General features: G+C 60.3%; 3 protein-coding genes. 2 read left to right on the forward strand and 1 reads right to left on the reverse strand.

Features of this window, described 5'->3' with window-relative positions; translation table 11 throughout:
* The first annotated feature begins 192 nt into the window (after nucleotides 1–192).
* Both AB9N64_RS05605 and AB9N64_RS05610 read left to right on the forward strand, forming a co-directional pair.
* Nucleotides 193–1,845 carry a cyclic peptide export ABC transporter gene (locus tag AB9N64_RS05605; protein ID WP_019816834.1) on the forward strand — a complete coding sequence of 551 codons (1,653 nt, stop codon included), beginning with the start codon at nucleotides 193–195 and terminating at the stop codon, nucleotides 1,843–1,845.
* A 118-nt stretch (nucleotides 1,846–1,963) separates the two neighbouring features.
* Nucleotides 1,964–4,396, forward strand: coding sequence for a TonB-dependent siderophore receptor (locus AB9N64_RS05610; protein WP_371360040.1), 2,433 nt, complete (start codon nucleotides 1,964–1,966; stop codon nucleotides 4,394–4,396).
* A 125-nt stretch (nucleotides 4,397–4,521) separates the two neighbouring features.
* Here AB9N64_RS05610 and AB9N64_RS05615 read toward each other — a convergent pair whose 3' ends face one another.
* Nucleotides 4,522–15,009: an amino acid adenylation domain-containing protein gene (locus tag AB9N64_RS05615; protein ID WP_371360041.1), complete on the reverse strand. Its 10,488-nt coding sequence runs from the start codon at nucleotides 15,007–15,009 to the stop codon at nucleotides 4,522–4,524.
* Nucleotides 15,010–15,012: the final 3 nt, after the last annotated feature.

Raw genomic sequence — 15,012 nt, forward strand, 5'->3', positions numbered from 1 at the left:
CTCGCTCAAAGGGCCACGCACGGCATTGATACACGTGCGCCTACAGAACAAGAACGAACCAGGCCCCGGGCAATTTATCGCCCACTGCCACCGCCCGGCACGCCGCGCTAAATAGTCACGCCACAGCTTCGTTTGTCATGGGTAAGGGTCTGTGTGCCCAGCCCCCTCTTTTTCACTTTCCGGGAAGTATTTATGACCGACCCCAAGCGCGGCGCCTTCAAAGGTTTGCTCGCATTGCTCAGGCCCTTTCGCACCATCGTGACGGTGTCCGTCGCCCTTGGCATGGCGGGCGGCCTGGCCATTACCTTGCTGTTGGCGACGATTAACAATGCCCTGCATTCGGCGGGGGGCATGACCCAGGGTGTGGTGTTGACCTTCGCCGCATTGTGCGTGGTGGCGCTGGTCAGCTCGATTATTTCCGACATCGGCACCAACTACGTCGGGCAACGGATCATTGCCGCCCTGCGCAAGGACCTGGGTGAAAAAGTGCTGTCAGCGCCCATCGGGCAGATCGAGCAATATCGCTCTCACCGCCTGATCCCGGTGCTGACCCACGACGTGGACACCATCAGCGATTTTTCCTTTGCCTTCACGCCCCTGGCCATCGCCGCCACCGTTACCCTGGGATGCCTGGGTTACCTGGCTTACCTGTCCGTGCCGATGTTCCTGATGATGGTGGTCGCAATCATCATCGGCAGCGCCGTGCAATTCATCGCCGGTGGCAAAGGCATTCAGGGCTTCGATCTGGCCCGCAGCCACGAAGATGAATTGCAGCGTTACTACAATGCGATTGCTTCGGGAGCCAAGGAACTGCGCATGCACCGTCCGCGGCGGTTTCGCATGAACACCCACCGCATCCAGGAAACCGCAGACCGCATCAGCGATATCCAGGTGCGTTCAGTCAACATCTATATCCTGGCCAAGACCTTTGGCTCGATGCTGTTCTTCGTGGTCATCGGCCTGGCCCTGGCGATGCAGGCCTACAACCCCAACCCCGACCCCACGGTGATTACCGGCTTCGTGCTGGTACTGCTGTATATGAAAGGCCCGTTGGAGCACCTGCTGGGTTACTTGCCCGTGGTTGGCAAGGCGAAGATTGCCTTCGGGCGCATCAGCGAACTGTCGGAACGTTTTTCTTCGCCCGAGCCCCACTTGTTGATGGACGACAGTGAAGCGCCGAAGCCTGTGGTCAACAGCCTTGAACTGCGCGGCGTCAGCTACAGCCCGCCAGCGGTTGAAGGCAGCCAACCGTTCCACCTGGGGCCGATCAACCTGAGCATCAAGCAAGGCGATATCGTGTTTGTCGTGGGCGAGAATGGTAGCGGCAAGACCACCCTGATCAAGCTGCTGCTGGGCCTGTATCCGCCTCAGGCGGGTGAGATCCTGCTCAACGGTACAGCGGTGACCGACCCAGAGCGCGACGATTATCGCCAGTTGTTCACCACGGTGTTTTCTGACTATTACTTGTTCGATGACCTGGTACAAGGCAGCGCCACCCAGTCCCTGGACAGCGCCACCCAATACCTTGAGCGCCTGGAAATCGCGCACAAGGTCAGCGTCAAGGACGGCGTGTTCAGCACCACTGACCTGTCCACCGGCCAACGCAAGCGCCTGGCCCTGGTCAATGCCTGGCTGGAAGAGCGCCCGGTACTGGTGTTCGACGAGTGGGCCGCCGACCAGGACCCGGCCTTCCGCCGCATCTTCTACACCGAGCTGCTGCCGGACCTCAAACGCCTGGGCAAGACCATCATCGTGATCAGCCACGATGATCGTTATTTCGACATCGCCGATCATCTGGTGCGCCTGCGCGCCGGTCAGGTGGTGCATGAGATGGAGCCTGCATGAAGTACCGGAATAATTTTTTCCGGTTTTGCGAAGTAGGAACGTCTCACTAGTGGTAATGAGAACTAACCTCAATAAACACTTAGAATTGCCCACTTAAAACATAGAAGAGAAAGCATCCATGCCAGCACGACTCGGTCTCAGCCCCCTGAGCAAAGCGCTATCCATGCGCCGGGCCCTGAACATCAACCTTTTGCCGAGTGCCCTGGCGTTGGCTGTGTCGATGCCGATTGCAAGCTATGTGCAAGCCCAGGAGATCGAGTTGAATATTCCTGCGCAGTCGCTGGGGAGCGCACTGCAGGAATTTGGCCGCCAGACCAATGTGCAAGTGCTCTACAGCCCGGGCGATGTGCAGGGCAAGAACAGCCCCGCCGTCAAGGGCAAGATGCAGCCACAGCAGGCCATCAATGCATTGCTGGCCGGTAGCCAGACCACCTATAACCTCAACGGCAACACCTTGACTGTCACTGCTGCTGGTAGTGGTGGTGGGCTGGAGCTGAGCCCGACGCAAGTCACTGGCAACATGCTGGGTAACGTCACCGAGAATACCGGCTCCTATACGCCAGGCTCGATTGCCACCGCAACGCGCCTGGTCCTGACACCCAAGGAAACCCCGCAATCGGTGACCGTGGTCACGCGTCAGCACATGGACGACTTTGGCCTGAACAGTGTCGACGACGTGATGCGCCACACGCCGGGCATTACCGTTTCAGCCTTCGATACTGAGCGCAGCAACTACTACGCTCGTGGTTTCTCTATCAACAACTTCCAATATGACGGGATCCCTTCCACCGCACGCAACGTGGCTTACTCGGCGGGGAACACGCTGAGCGACATGGCGATCTACGACCGTGTTGAAGTACTCAAGGGCGCGACTGGCCTGCTGACCGGTGCTGGTTCACTGGGGGCCACTATCAACCTGGTACGCAAAAAGCCGACCTCTGAGTTCCAAGGTCATGCCACGCTGGGTGCCGGTTCGTGGGACAACTACCGCAGCGAGTTGGATGTGAGTGGCCCGCTGACCGAGACCGGCAATATCCGTGGCCGGGCCGTCGCCGCCTATCAGGACAAACACTCGTTCATGGACCGCTACGAGCGCAAAAGCCCGACTTACTACGGCATCATGGAGTTCGACCTGTCTCCCGATACCCTGCTGACAGTCGGCGGCGATTATCAGGACAGCCTGCCGAAAGGCTCATCCTGGTCGGGCAGTTTCCCATTGATCGACGCCCAGGGTAATCGCAACGACGTCAAGCGCTCGTTCAACAACGCGGCCGACTGGAGCAGTTGGGAGCAATACACCCGCACCGTCTTCGCCATGTTGGAGCACGACCTGGGGGATGGCTGGATAACCAAACTGCAACTGGATCACAAGATCAACGGCTACCACGCACTCATGGGTTCCATTCAGGGTGACACCCCGGGATTGGATGGTAAGTCACAGCTGACTTCGGGCAAATACACCGGTGAAACCGTCAGTGACTCCGCCGATCTGTATGTAAGCGGCCCCTTCAGCCTGGGAGGCAGGGAGCATGAACTGGTATTCGGCGGTTCCATCAGCGCTTCGGAATGGAATGGCAATGGCTACTGGAACCTCGCCCCCAACCTGGTGGACTTCAATAACTGGCACGGCAACGCACCGCAACCTGATTGGGGCAAACCACAATCGAAAATCGACGACACCGTCCGCCAGACCGGCATGTACATGACAACACGGCTGAACCTTGCTGACGACCTGAAGCTGCTGCTCGGTGGCCGGGTAGTCAACTACACGGTGACCGGCTACAACCCTACCTATCGCGAGTCAGGACGCTTCGTACCTTATGTCGGTGCGGTGTACGACCTGAATGACACCTACTCGGTTTACGCCAGCTACACCGATATTTTCATGCCCCAGGAAAGCTATAACCGCGACAGGGACAACAAGCTGCTTGAGCCGGACGAAGGCCAGAATTGGGAGCTGGGTGTAAAGGCCGACTTCCTGGATGGTCGTGTAAACGCCAGTGCGGCCTACTTCGAGATCCATGAAGACAACCGTTCCGTTTCGGACGATGACTACAACAACTTGAAACCTACCCCCTCGAACTACGCGTTCAAAGGCACCCAGGCCGTGACGAAGGGGTACGAGCTGGAGATGTCCGGCGAACTGGCTCCGGGCTGGCAGCTCCAGGCTGGCTATACGCACAAGATTGTGCGTGACGACAAAGACGTCAAGATTTCCACTTTCGAACCCGAAGACCAGGTCAGCCTGTACACCACTTACAAGCTCAAGGGTAATCTTGACAAGTTGACCGTTGGCGGTGGCGCTCGCTGGCAGAGCGTTGGCTGGCAGAATATCTATAACTCTCCCCGTGGTGGCTACGAGGAGTTCTCTCAAGAAGCGTACTGGTTGGTGGACCTGATGACCCGTTATCAATTCACTAAAAACGTGTCGGCGACGCTGAACATCAACAACGTTTTCGACAAGTCCTATTACACCAACATCGGCTTCTACAATTCTGCCGCTTATGGTGAACCCCGTAACTTCATGCTCAGCACTCGCTGGGACTTCTAAAGCAGGATCAGACGCCCCGAGGCAATGACTGCCCGGGGCGGTTTGTTTGTCCGAATTATAGATAGGGCCATAAAAAAGCCCCCAGTCGCTCAAGGTGACTGGGGGCTTTTCATATTGGCCTCTGGTCAGCTCATCGCGGCAGCGAAGCTATGGACGAACTCTGCGTTATCGATTAATCGGTCATGGCTGGTCTCGATCAACACTGAGCGCTCGATCGTTGATTGCACTGCAACTTCCAGCATGCTCGCCTCAATCAATTGATGATGTACCCCAGTACGACTCAAGGTCGCCCACCAGCAACTTATCGGTGCCTTGATCGCCTTGAAGTCGGCATCGTGCAGGCGCTGCCCGAGAATGCGGTCAACCTCCCAGGAAATCTGCGCTTCGTGGCCACTGAGCAACTCATCCTTGAGCTCGCCAAAACGCGAGCCCAGGGTTTCCTCGGCCCAGTGGCTGAATGCAGTCCATTGCTCGCCTTCTGCAGCCTCTAAGCATTGCAGCTCGGACCAGTGGGCATGAATCTGCTGGGAGAACTCAGGGAACATCACCTCCAACAGTTCCACACGCCGTTCATTGGCAGAAATATCTCTTTCGTCAACCATCACCGCCGTATCCCAAAACGGCTTGACCCACTGCGGCGGGGATGCGTCGATCCAGCCAACACACTCGACCTGTCGGCCCGCCTGCTCCAGGCCATAGGCGACTTCCATCGCCAGGTTGCCCCCCAGCGACCAACCGGCCAAACGGAACGGACCCTCGGGCTGAGCCTTCAACAATTGCGTCGTGTAGTCCTCGACCATTGCAGCCCAGGCTGGCACCTCGCTGCCCTCCTCGGCCAAGGCGCGACACATCACCCCCATCACCGGCCTGTGCTCACGCAACGCAAGGGCAATCGCCTTGTAACAATGCACCGAGCCATAGCTGGGATGGAACAGGTACAACGGTGTTCCACGGCTTTGACTGTTGAGCCTCACGATCAACGAACTGCCAGCGCTTCCCTCAAGGCAAGCCGCCTGCCCTGCGACGCTCGGATTGAGCATCAACTGACTCACCGACAGCTCCACGCCAACAGCTTTGCGGATGCGCTCCTTGAGCATCAAGACCAGCAACGAATGCCCGCCCAACTCGAAGAAGTTATCTTCGACACTCACCTGCTCAAGCTCCAGGACTTCGCGCCAAATGGCTACAAGTGTTTGCTCCAGCGTATTGCGCGCTGCGACGAAGTGCCGTTCGTGCAAGTTTGAATCCGGCGCAGGCAACGCCTTGCGATCCAGTTTGCCGTTGGGGCTCAGTGGCATATGGTCCAGCAGTACCCACTGCGCAGGCACCATGTAGTCCGGCACATGTGCCAATAAATGAGTGCTCAGTGCATCACGCCAGGCGAGTGTCGAATCCTGCAGCACCACATACCCAACGAGATACTTGCCTTCATGCACTTGCACCGAGGCGTCGCGCACCAGTGGATGCTCCAGCAAGCGCGCCTCGATCTCACCCAGCTCTATGCGCAAACCGCGTAGTTTTACTTGATGATCCAGGCGCCCAATGTATTCGATCACGCCATCCCTGCGCTGTCGCACCCGGTCGCCGGTACGATACAACCGCGTGCCAGGCTGGAACGGGCACGGTACAAACCGCTCTGCGGTCAGGCTGGGACGTCGATGGTAACTGCGTGCCAGCCCGACGCCCCCCAGGTACAACTCGCCCGCAACGCCCACCGCGACTGGCTGCAACTGCGCATCCAGCACGTAAGTGCGCAGATTGGAAATGGGTCTGCCAATCGGCACGCTGTCACGATGCTCATCGACGCACGTCCAGTGAGTCACATCAATCGCAGCCTCAGTCGGTCCATACAGGTTGAACAAGCCCGTATTCGGCAGCTCGGCGAATACGTGTTGCTGCACCCCCACCGGCAAGGCTTCGCCACTACAGATGATACGGCGCAACCCCTGACAGCTGGCCACCTGTGAATCCTGCAGGAATGCGTGCAGCATGGAAGGCACGAAATGCAGGGTGGTCACTTGGTGCCGATTGATCAACTCCACCAACTTCGATGGATCTCGATGATCTCCAGGAGCCGCTACCACCAGCCGTGCACCGGTCATCAAGGGCCAGAAAAACTCCCATACCGATACGTCAAAACTGAACGGTGTCTTTTGCAACACCGTATCTTCGGCGCCGAGCGTATAAGCCTGTTGCATCCATAGCAGCCGATTGGTCAACGCACAGTGGCGGTTACCCGCCCCTTTCGGCTGGCCGGTGGAACCGGAGGTGTAAATGACGTAAGCGAGATTTTCCGCGTCTACGGCCACATCAGGATCGGTATCGGCATACTCGCTCAGCCAGTGATCGTCGGGCTCGACCACCAGACAGTGCGAGGGCGCGCTGACCGGTAAGGCCTGTAACAAATGCGCCTGCGTCAGCAGCAGCGGTACGTTGCTGTCTTGCAGCATGTAGGCCAGGCGTTCGCGCGGGTAGTCCGGGTCCAGCGGCACATAGGCGCCACCTGCCTTAAGCACAGCCAGAAGTGCTACCACCATTTCAATGGAGCGTTCCATCGCCACACCTACCAACACATCAGGCGCGACACCGGCCTGGATCAAGCGGTGCGCCAATCGATTGGCTCGTGCATTCAACTGCGTATAACTCAGTGTCTGAGCGCCAAACACCAAAGCCTGGGCATTCGGTGTGCGCCGCACTTGCGCTTCGATCTGCCTCTGCACGCTGTCTTCCAACCGATAATCCTGCGCCGTGTCGTTCCACTGTTCGACTATCACCTGATGCTCAAGAGGTTCCAATAGCGGTAGCTGAGCGACACGTTGGTGAGGGTCATCCAACATGGCCTGCAACAGGTTCTGCCAATGGCGCGCCATGCGATTGGGCGTGGCGGCATCGAACAGGTCGGTCGCATAAGTCAGGGTTGCCCATAGCCCATCGACGGTTTCCTGTGTGTCCAGGCTCAAATCGAACTGAGCGGTTTGCGTGCCCCACTCCAAGCTTTCAATCCTCAGGTCGGGTAGTTGCTGGCTCGTACTGGCTAGACGCGCTTGACTCTGATGATTGAAAAGCACCTGAAACAACGGATTGCGGCTCAAGCTGCGTTCAGGTTGCAGGGCTTCGACCAATTGCTCGAACGGCAAGTCCTGATGGCTTTGGGCGTCCAACGCCCGGTGCTTGGCCTGCTGCAACAGCTGGGTGACCGTCAGCTGCGCATCGAAATCGCCCTTTAGCACTTGGGTGTTGACGAAAAAACCTACCAGGCGCTCGGTTTCGACCCGGTTACGATTGGCAATAGGCACACCCACGCGAATATCCTGCTGCCCGCTGTAGCGGTGCAGTAGAGCCTGGAACGACGCCAACAAAACAATGAACAGCGTGACATCCTCACGCTGCGCCAGGGCCTTGAGCCCCGCCACTAATGCCGGTGCAAGCTTGATCTCCAGGCTTGCACCACGAAAGCTCTGCACCGAAGGTCGCGGCCGATCAAGGGGTAGCTCCAACACTGACGGCTCACCGCCAAGCAGAGCCTGCCAGTAACCCATTTGCCGATCGCGTTCACCACCCGTCATCCAGTCACGCTGCCACTGGGCATAGTCAGCATATTGAATCGGCAACGCCGGCAGTTGCAGGTCCTGGCCCTGGCTGTAGGCGGCATAAAGTTGCACCAACTCATCCACCATCACCTGCATTGACCAGCCATCGGAAACGATATGGTGCTGCACGAGCACCAACACATGGTCGTCTTCGGCCAGGCGCAACAAGGTTACGCGCAGCAACGGCCCTTGATGCAGATCGAAAGGTTGCGCGATCTCGGTCTCTACCCGACGTTGCAGGTCCGCCTCATTGACCTGCTCATGAAGGATGTCCACAGTGCCGTTTTCACGGATTATCTGGAAGGCCTGCCCTTCGTCCTGATGTACCTGCGTTCGCAGGCTTTCATGACGGGCTACCAGACTGTCGAAACTGCGTTGCAAAGCCGCATGATCCAGCCAGCCACGCAAGCGCAAGGTGCTGGGTACATGGTAGGCCGCACTGTGCGGATCCAATTGCCAGAGAAACCACTGGCGCTCCTGGGCATAAGACAGCGCCAACGGCTGTTGACGGCTGACCGGCAGGATCTGAAGCACACTTGCCTGTGATTCATGGGAGTTGCACAGGGTCTCGACAAACCCCTGCAGTCGCGGTTGCTCAAACATTGTTCTGAGGGGTACTTCCCGACCCAACAGTTGACGCAGGCGCGAAATTACCTGCATCGCCAATAATGAATGCCCCCCCGATTCAAAAAAGTGATCGGCCAGACCGACACGCTCCACGCCCAGGATCTGGGCCCAGATGGCCGCCACCTGTTGCTCCAACTCGCTCTCGGGCGCCACATACACCTGCTGCATCTGACTCACATCCGGCAGCGGCAAGCCCTTGCGGTCGAGCTTGCCGTTGGGGGTCAGCGGCATACGCTCAAGGAACATCAAATGCGTCGGCACCATGTAGTCCGGCAAGCGGGTTTTCAAGGCGCGCCGCAAGGTTTCGCGACCGGTGGATTGAGCGACAGCATCATCCAGGAGCGTCCGGTCCAGTGGTACGACATAGGCCACCAGTTGCTTACCGGTCGGCCCCTCTTGGGCGACCACCACGGTTTCACCGACACTGGCTTGCTCACGCAAGCGCGCTTCGATTTCCCCCAGTTCGATACGGAAACCGCGGATCTTCACCTGATGGTCCACACGCCCCAGGTAATCCACTACGCCATCCGGACGCCCGCGGGTAAGGTCGCCGCTGCGATATACGCGACTGCCGGGCTTGCCGAACGGGTCCGGCACGAAGCGTTCGGCGGTTAACGCCGGACGCTCCAGATAACCCCGGGCCACGCCCTCGCCGCCCAGGTACAACTCGCCGGCCACGCCGATGGGTTGCAGGTTCAGTTGCGCATCCAACACGTAGCCACTGCGGTTACCCAACAAAGTGCCGATGGGCGCGTAGACGGCGCCGCAAGGGTCGCCCTTGCGTGCCTTCCACAACAGCGGTGTGACCACGGTTTCGGTCGGGCCATAGCCGTTGAACAGGTACTTGGGTTTCAGCGCGCGCCACGCCAGGTCGTAGCTGGCTTGAGCCACGGCATCACCGCCAAAGCAGTACACCCGCACCGCCGGCGGGTTGCCGTCGCGCTCGGCATGTTCGGCCAACTGTTGCAGGTACACCGGTGGGAACACCGCCATGGTCACGTTATGGCGATGCATCTGCTCGTAGGTGTATTCCGGCAGCCACAGGCTGTCGTCACGGATCAACACGCTGGCGCCGTTGATCAGCGGGTGCATCCAGCCTTCGTGGGAGCCGTCGAAAGCGAACGACATGAAGTGCAGCTCGCAATCGGCCGGCGAGGTTTCATAGCGCTCGCCGGTAGCGATGATATGCGCCACCAGCGGGCCGTGTGACACCGCCACGCCCTTGGGCAAACCGGTGGAGCCGGAGGTGTAGATCACGTAGGCAAGGTTGTCGCCGTCCAGCGCCACAGTCGGGGCCGTATCGCTGTAATCCGACCAGGCTTGCACCTGATCCACCGCCAAGACGTCGAGGCCGTCCGGGATCGGCAACCGGTGTTGCACGGCCGAATGGGTCAACAGCATTTTCGAGCGGCTGTCTTGCATCATGTACAGCAGGCGATCACGTGGGTATTCGATATCCAGCGGCACATACACACCGCCGGCTTTCATCACCGCCAGGAACGCCACCATGATCTCGGCACTGCGCGGCATGGCGATAGCCACCCGCACTTCCGGGCCGACGCCACGGGCGATCAAGGCATGGGCCAGGCGGTTGGCCTGGCGATCCAGTTCACCGTAAGTCAGGGTTTGCGCGTCGAATTTAACCGCCACCGCGTCCGGAGTTTCGCGGGCGCGATCGCCGACCAATTCGTGCACCAGGCGCTCGGCCGAAAAGCCAGACTCCGTGCGGTTCCACAGTTGCAGGATCTGTTGTTGTTCGGTCGCGTCCAGCAGGCTTAACTGGCTGAGCTGCTGTCGTGGGTTGGCGACCATACCTTGCAGCAGGTTCTGCCAGTGACGCGCCATGCGTTGCACGGTGCTGGCTTCGAACAGGTCCTGGGCATAACCCAAGGTGGCCCATATACCTTCGGTGGACTCCTGAATATCCAGGTCCAGGTCGAAATGTGCGGTCTTGCTGTCCCAGTCCAGCCCTTCTACCCGCAGCCCTGGCAATTGGTGCTGAACCTGAGCCTGGCCGACGTCAGTCTGATGATTGAACATGACCTGGAACAGCGGGTTGTGGCTCAGGCTACGCTCAGGTTGCAGGGCTTCGACCAGTTGTTCGAACGGTAAATCCTGGTGGGCCTGGGCTTCCAGGGCGCGTTGCCGAACGTGCTGCAGCAACTGCTCGACACTCATCTGCCCATGCACATCGGCCTTGAGCACCTGGGTGTTGACGAAGAAACCAATCAAGCGCTCGGTCTCGCTGCGATTGCGGTTGGCAATCGGCACGCCGACACGTATTTCTTCCTGGCCGCTGTAGCGGTGCAACAAGGTCTGGAACGATGCCAGCAACAACATGAACAGGGTCACGCCCTGCTGTTGGGCCAAAGCCTTGAGCCCCTGAGTGAGTTCCGGCGTCAGCTCGAATGCCAGGCGTGCGCCGCGGTGGCTCTGCACAGCCGGGCGCTGGTGATCGAACGGTAACTCCAGCACGCTCTGCTCACCGCCCAACAGCTCACGCCAGTAGGCCAGTTGACGTTGCTTCTCACCGGCGTCCATCCAGCTGCGCTGCCATACGGCATAGTCGGCATACTGGATCGGCAGCGCCGGCAACTGCACGTCCTGGCCCTGGCTGTAACCGGCATACAACTGCACCAGTTCCTCGACCACCAACTGCATCGACCAACCATCAGAGACGATGTGATGCTGCACCAACACCAACACATGCTCGTCGGCGGCCAGGCGCAACAGCGTGACACGCAGCAACGGGCCTTCTTGCAGGTCGAACGGCTGGGCGATCAGCGCTTGCACCCTGGCGTTGAGCTGGGCTTCATCGGCATCGGCCTGGGTGATCGGCAAGGACATTGGCGGCTCAATCACTTGCACCGCGCCGTCGTGATCCTGGCGGATATGGGTGCGTAGGCTTTCATGACGCGCCAGCAAGCTATCGAAACTGCGTTGCAACGCAGCCAGGTCCAATTGCCCTTTCAGGCGCAGCGCGCTGGGAATGTGATACGCCGCGCTGTGGGGTTCCAGTTGCCAGAGAAACCATTGTCGCTCCTGGGCGTAAGACAGCGGCAACGGCTGCACGCGCCCGGCCGACAGCAGGGCCGGCGCCGTTGGCGATGGGCTCTCCTGGGCTTGCATGGCCGCGACAAACGCCTCCAGCCGCGGGTGTTCGAACACGGCTTTGAGCGGCACTTCCAGGCTCAGCGTCTGGCGGATGCGTGACACCACCTGCATCGCCAGCAAGGAATGCCCGCCCAGTTCGAAGAAGTGCTGGTTCAAGCCCACCCGTTCGGCCCCCAGAATAGCCGCCCAGATCGCCGCCACCTGTTGTTGCAACGGGGTGACCGGCACCCGCCAATCCTGTTGTTCCACGCTGGCATCTGGCTTGGGCAGGGCCTGGCGATCCAGCTTGCCGTTGGGGTTGAGCGGCATGCGCTCGAGGAAGATCAGGTGCGCCGGCACCATGTAGTCCGGCAGGTGGTCGCGCAAGGTGGCCATCAGCTGTTCGCCCACCTCGGCGCGCTCGGTTTCAGACAGCGTCTGCGCAGGTACCAGATAGGCCAGCAGTTGGTTGTCGGCAGCCAGCAACAGCGCTTCACGCACGCTGTCCTGGGCCAGCAGCACAGTTTCGATCTCACCCAGTTCTATGCGAAAACCACGGACCTTGACCTGATGATCGACCCGCCCGACATACTCCACCACACCATCGGCGCGATAGCGCGCCAGGTCGCCGGTGCGGTACAGGCGCTCGCCGGATGGGCTGAACGGGTCAGCGACAAAGCGCTCGGCGGTCAGGCCCGGCCGCTGCAAATACGCACGGGCCAAGCCATTGGCGCTGGCGATATAGAGTTCACCCACGGCGCCCAGCGGTAGCAGGTTCAGGTCACGGTCCAGCACATACAGGCCACGCCCTGGTAGCGCCCGGCCAATGGGGCTGGCACCCCCGGCGCTGACGGCGCTCGGGTCAGTGCAGTCCAGCACGCTGGAAACCACGGTGGCCTCGGTAGGCCCGTAGGTATTGAGCAAGCGCACATGGCCGAGCCCGGCGCGCTGCCACAACAGCGGGCCGTCCAACGGCATGGCTTCGCCGCCGATATGGATCTGGCGCAAGGCACCATAGGTCCTTGGGCCTGCTGCGAGGCAATCTTGCAGGAACAGCTTCCAGTAGGCCGTGGGCAAGTCGGCCAGGGTAATGCCCTGGGCAATGATCTGCCGATACAGCTCGGCACCGTCCCACAACTGCGGGCCACGCAGTACCACGGTGGCACCAAGGGTCAGCGCCGGGTACAGCTGCTCGACGAAACCGTCGAAGTTCAAGGTGGCAAACTGCAACACTCGGTCCTGGGCAACCAGCTGCGAGTAATCCGCCGCGATGCCAGCGAACTCACTCAGTGCTGCATGGCTGATGGCAACCCCCTTGGGCTTGCCTGTGGAGCCGGAGGTATAGATCACATACGCCAGGCTCTGGGGCTCGACCTCAACCGGCAAATTATCGTCGGCACGCAACGCCAACTGCGCCTGGACCCGGTCGATGTCCACCGCCAGCACCTGGGCCGGTAACGGCAGGCGCCCATGCAGGTGCGATTGGGTCAACACCAGGCCCACACCACTGTCCTCAAGCATATGCGCCAGGCGTTCGCGGGGGTACTCAGGGTCCAGCGGCACATAGGCCGCTCCTGTCTTGAGCACCGCGAGCAAGCTGACCACCATGGCAAAGGAGCGCTCCACGGCGATCCCCACCAGCCCTTGAGGGCCGACGCCCTGAGCCAGCAGATAATGCGCCAGGCGGTTGGCCTGACGGTTCAGTTCCCCATAGCTGAGGGTCTGCTCATCCAGGGCCAGGGCTTGACGTTCCGGCTGCTGATCAGCCTGGGCTTCAAACAGCCGGTGTACAGCCTCAAAGGGGGTGACACCGGCGGGGGTGTTCCAGTCCTGGAGCATCCTGTGTTGCTCAGCGGCACCCACTATTGGCAGTTCACAGAGGCGGCTGCGGGGTGCGCTCACCACCGCCTGCAGCAGGTGTTGCCAATGTTGCGCCAAGCGCTCGATGGTGGCGGCGTCGAACAGGTCGGTGGCGTAGGTCAGCGCGGCCCAAAGCCCGTCGGCGGATTCATGGGTGTCCAGGCTCAGGTCAAAATGGGTGGTCTGGCTGTCCCAGTCCAGTTCCACCACACGCAGGCCCGGTAACTGCTGGCCTTCGCGGCCGCCTTGGGCATCGGTCTGGTGGTTGAACATCACCTGGAACAATGGGTTGTGGCTCAAGCTGCGCTCGGGCTGCAACGCCACCACCAGTTGTTCGAACGGCAGGTCCTGATGGGCCTGGGCCTCCAGGGCGCGGCGTTTGGTTTGTTGCAGCAGCTCGGCAAAGCGCATCTGCCCGTCAAGGTCAGCCTTGAGTACCTGGGTGTTGACGAAGAAGCCGATCAGCCGCTCGGTTTCGACACGGTTACGGTTGGCGTTCGGCACGCCAATGCGGATATCCGACTGCCCGCTGTAGCGATACAACAGGGCTTGGAACGACGCCAGCAGTAGCATGAACGCGGTCACGCCCTCTTGCTGCGCCAGGCGCTTGAGCCCCGCCACCAGCGTCGGTTGCAGATGCACCTGCAGGCTTGCACCGCGATGGCTTTGCTGCGCCGGGCGCGGGCGGTCAAGCGGCAATTCCAGCACCGGTTGCTCGCCGCCCAGCAGGGCCTGCCAATACGCGAGTTGGCGCGCCTGTTCCCCGGCTTCCATCCAGCCGCGTTGCCACAGCGCGTAGTCGGCGTACTGGATCGGCAGCTCCGGAAGTTGCAGGTCATGGCCCTGGCTATGGGCGGCGTAGAGCTGCACCAGTTCCTCCACCATCACCTGCATCGACCAGCCATCGGAGACGATGTGGTGCTGCACCATCACCAGCACATGCTCATCCTCGGCCAGTTGCAACAGCGTCACACGCAACAACGGGGCCTGGTGCAAATCGAACGGCCGCGCCACCTCCTCTTCCACCCGCGCCATCAACTGCGCTTGGTCGACGTGCGCCTGCTGGATCTGCACCCGTGCCTGCGGCATCACTGCCTGCCACAGGCGTTGACCGTCATCGACCAATTGCGTGCGCAAGCTTTCATGCCGGGCTAGCAGGCTGTCGAAACTGCGTTGCAACGCTGCCAGGTCCAAGTGCCCCTGCAAACGCAGGGCGCCTGGGATGTGATAGGCGGTGCTGTCCTTGTCCAGTTGCCAAAGGAACCACTGGCGTTCCTGGGCGTAAGACAACGTCGGTGTGTCGCTGTCGTGGCGGGTGGGAGCAATCGGCAGTTGAGCGAAACTCATGCCCCGGCTTTGCAGGCGCTGGTAAAACTGCTGGCGCTGCTCCAGAGGCAAGCGAAGAAAGCGCGACACCAGGTCGATATTAGGGTTGGAAAGCATGGT

The sequence above is a fragment of the Pseudomonas sp. KT_2_4 genome, from assembly GCF_041410225.1.
GTDB classification, from domain to species: domain Bacteria; phylum Pseudomonadota; class Gammaproteobacteria; order Pseudomonadales; family Pseudomonadaceae; genus Aquipseudomonas; species Aquipseudomonas paracarnis.

Coding starts and splice junctions, on each gene's coding strand:
- AB9N64_RS05610 (WP_371360040.1), top strand. CDS start 1,964: ATGCCAGCACGACTCGGTCTCAGCCCCCTGAGCAAAGCGCTATCCATG.
- AB9N64_RS05615 (WP_371360041.1), bottom strand. CDS start 15,009: ATGCTTTCCAACCCTAATATCGACCTGGTGTCGCGCTTTCTTCGCTTG.
- AB9N64_RS05605 (WP_019816834.1), top strand. CDS start 193: ATGACCGACCCCAAGCGCGGCGCCTTCAAAGGTTTGCTCGCATTGCTC.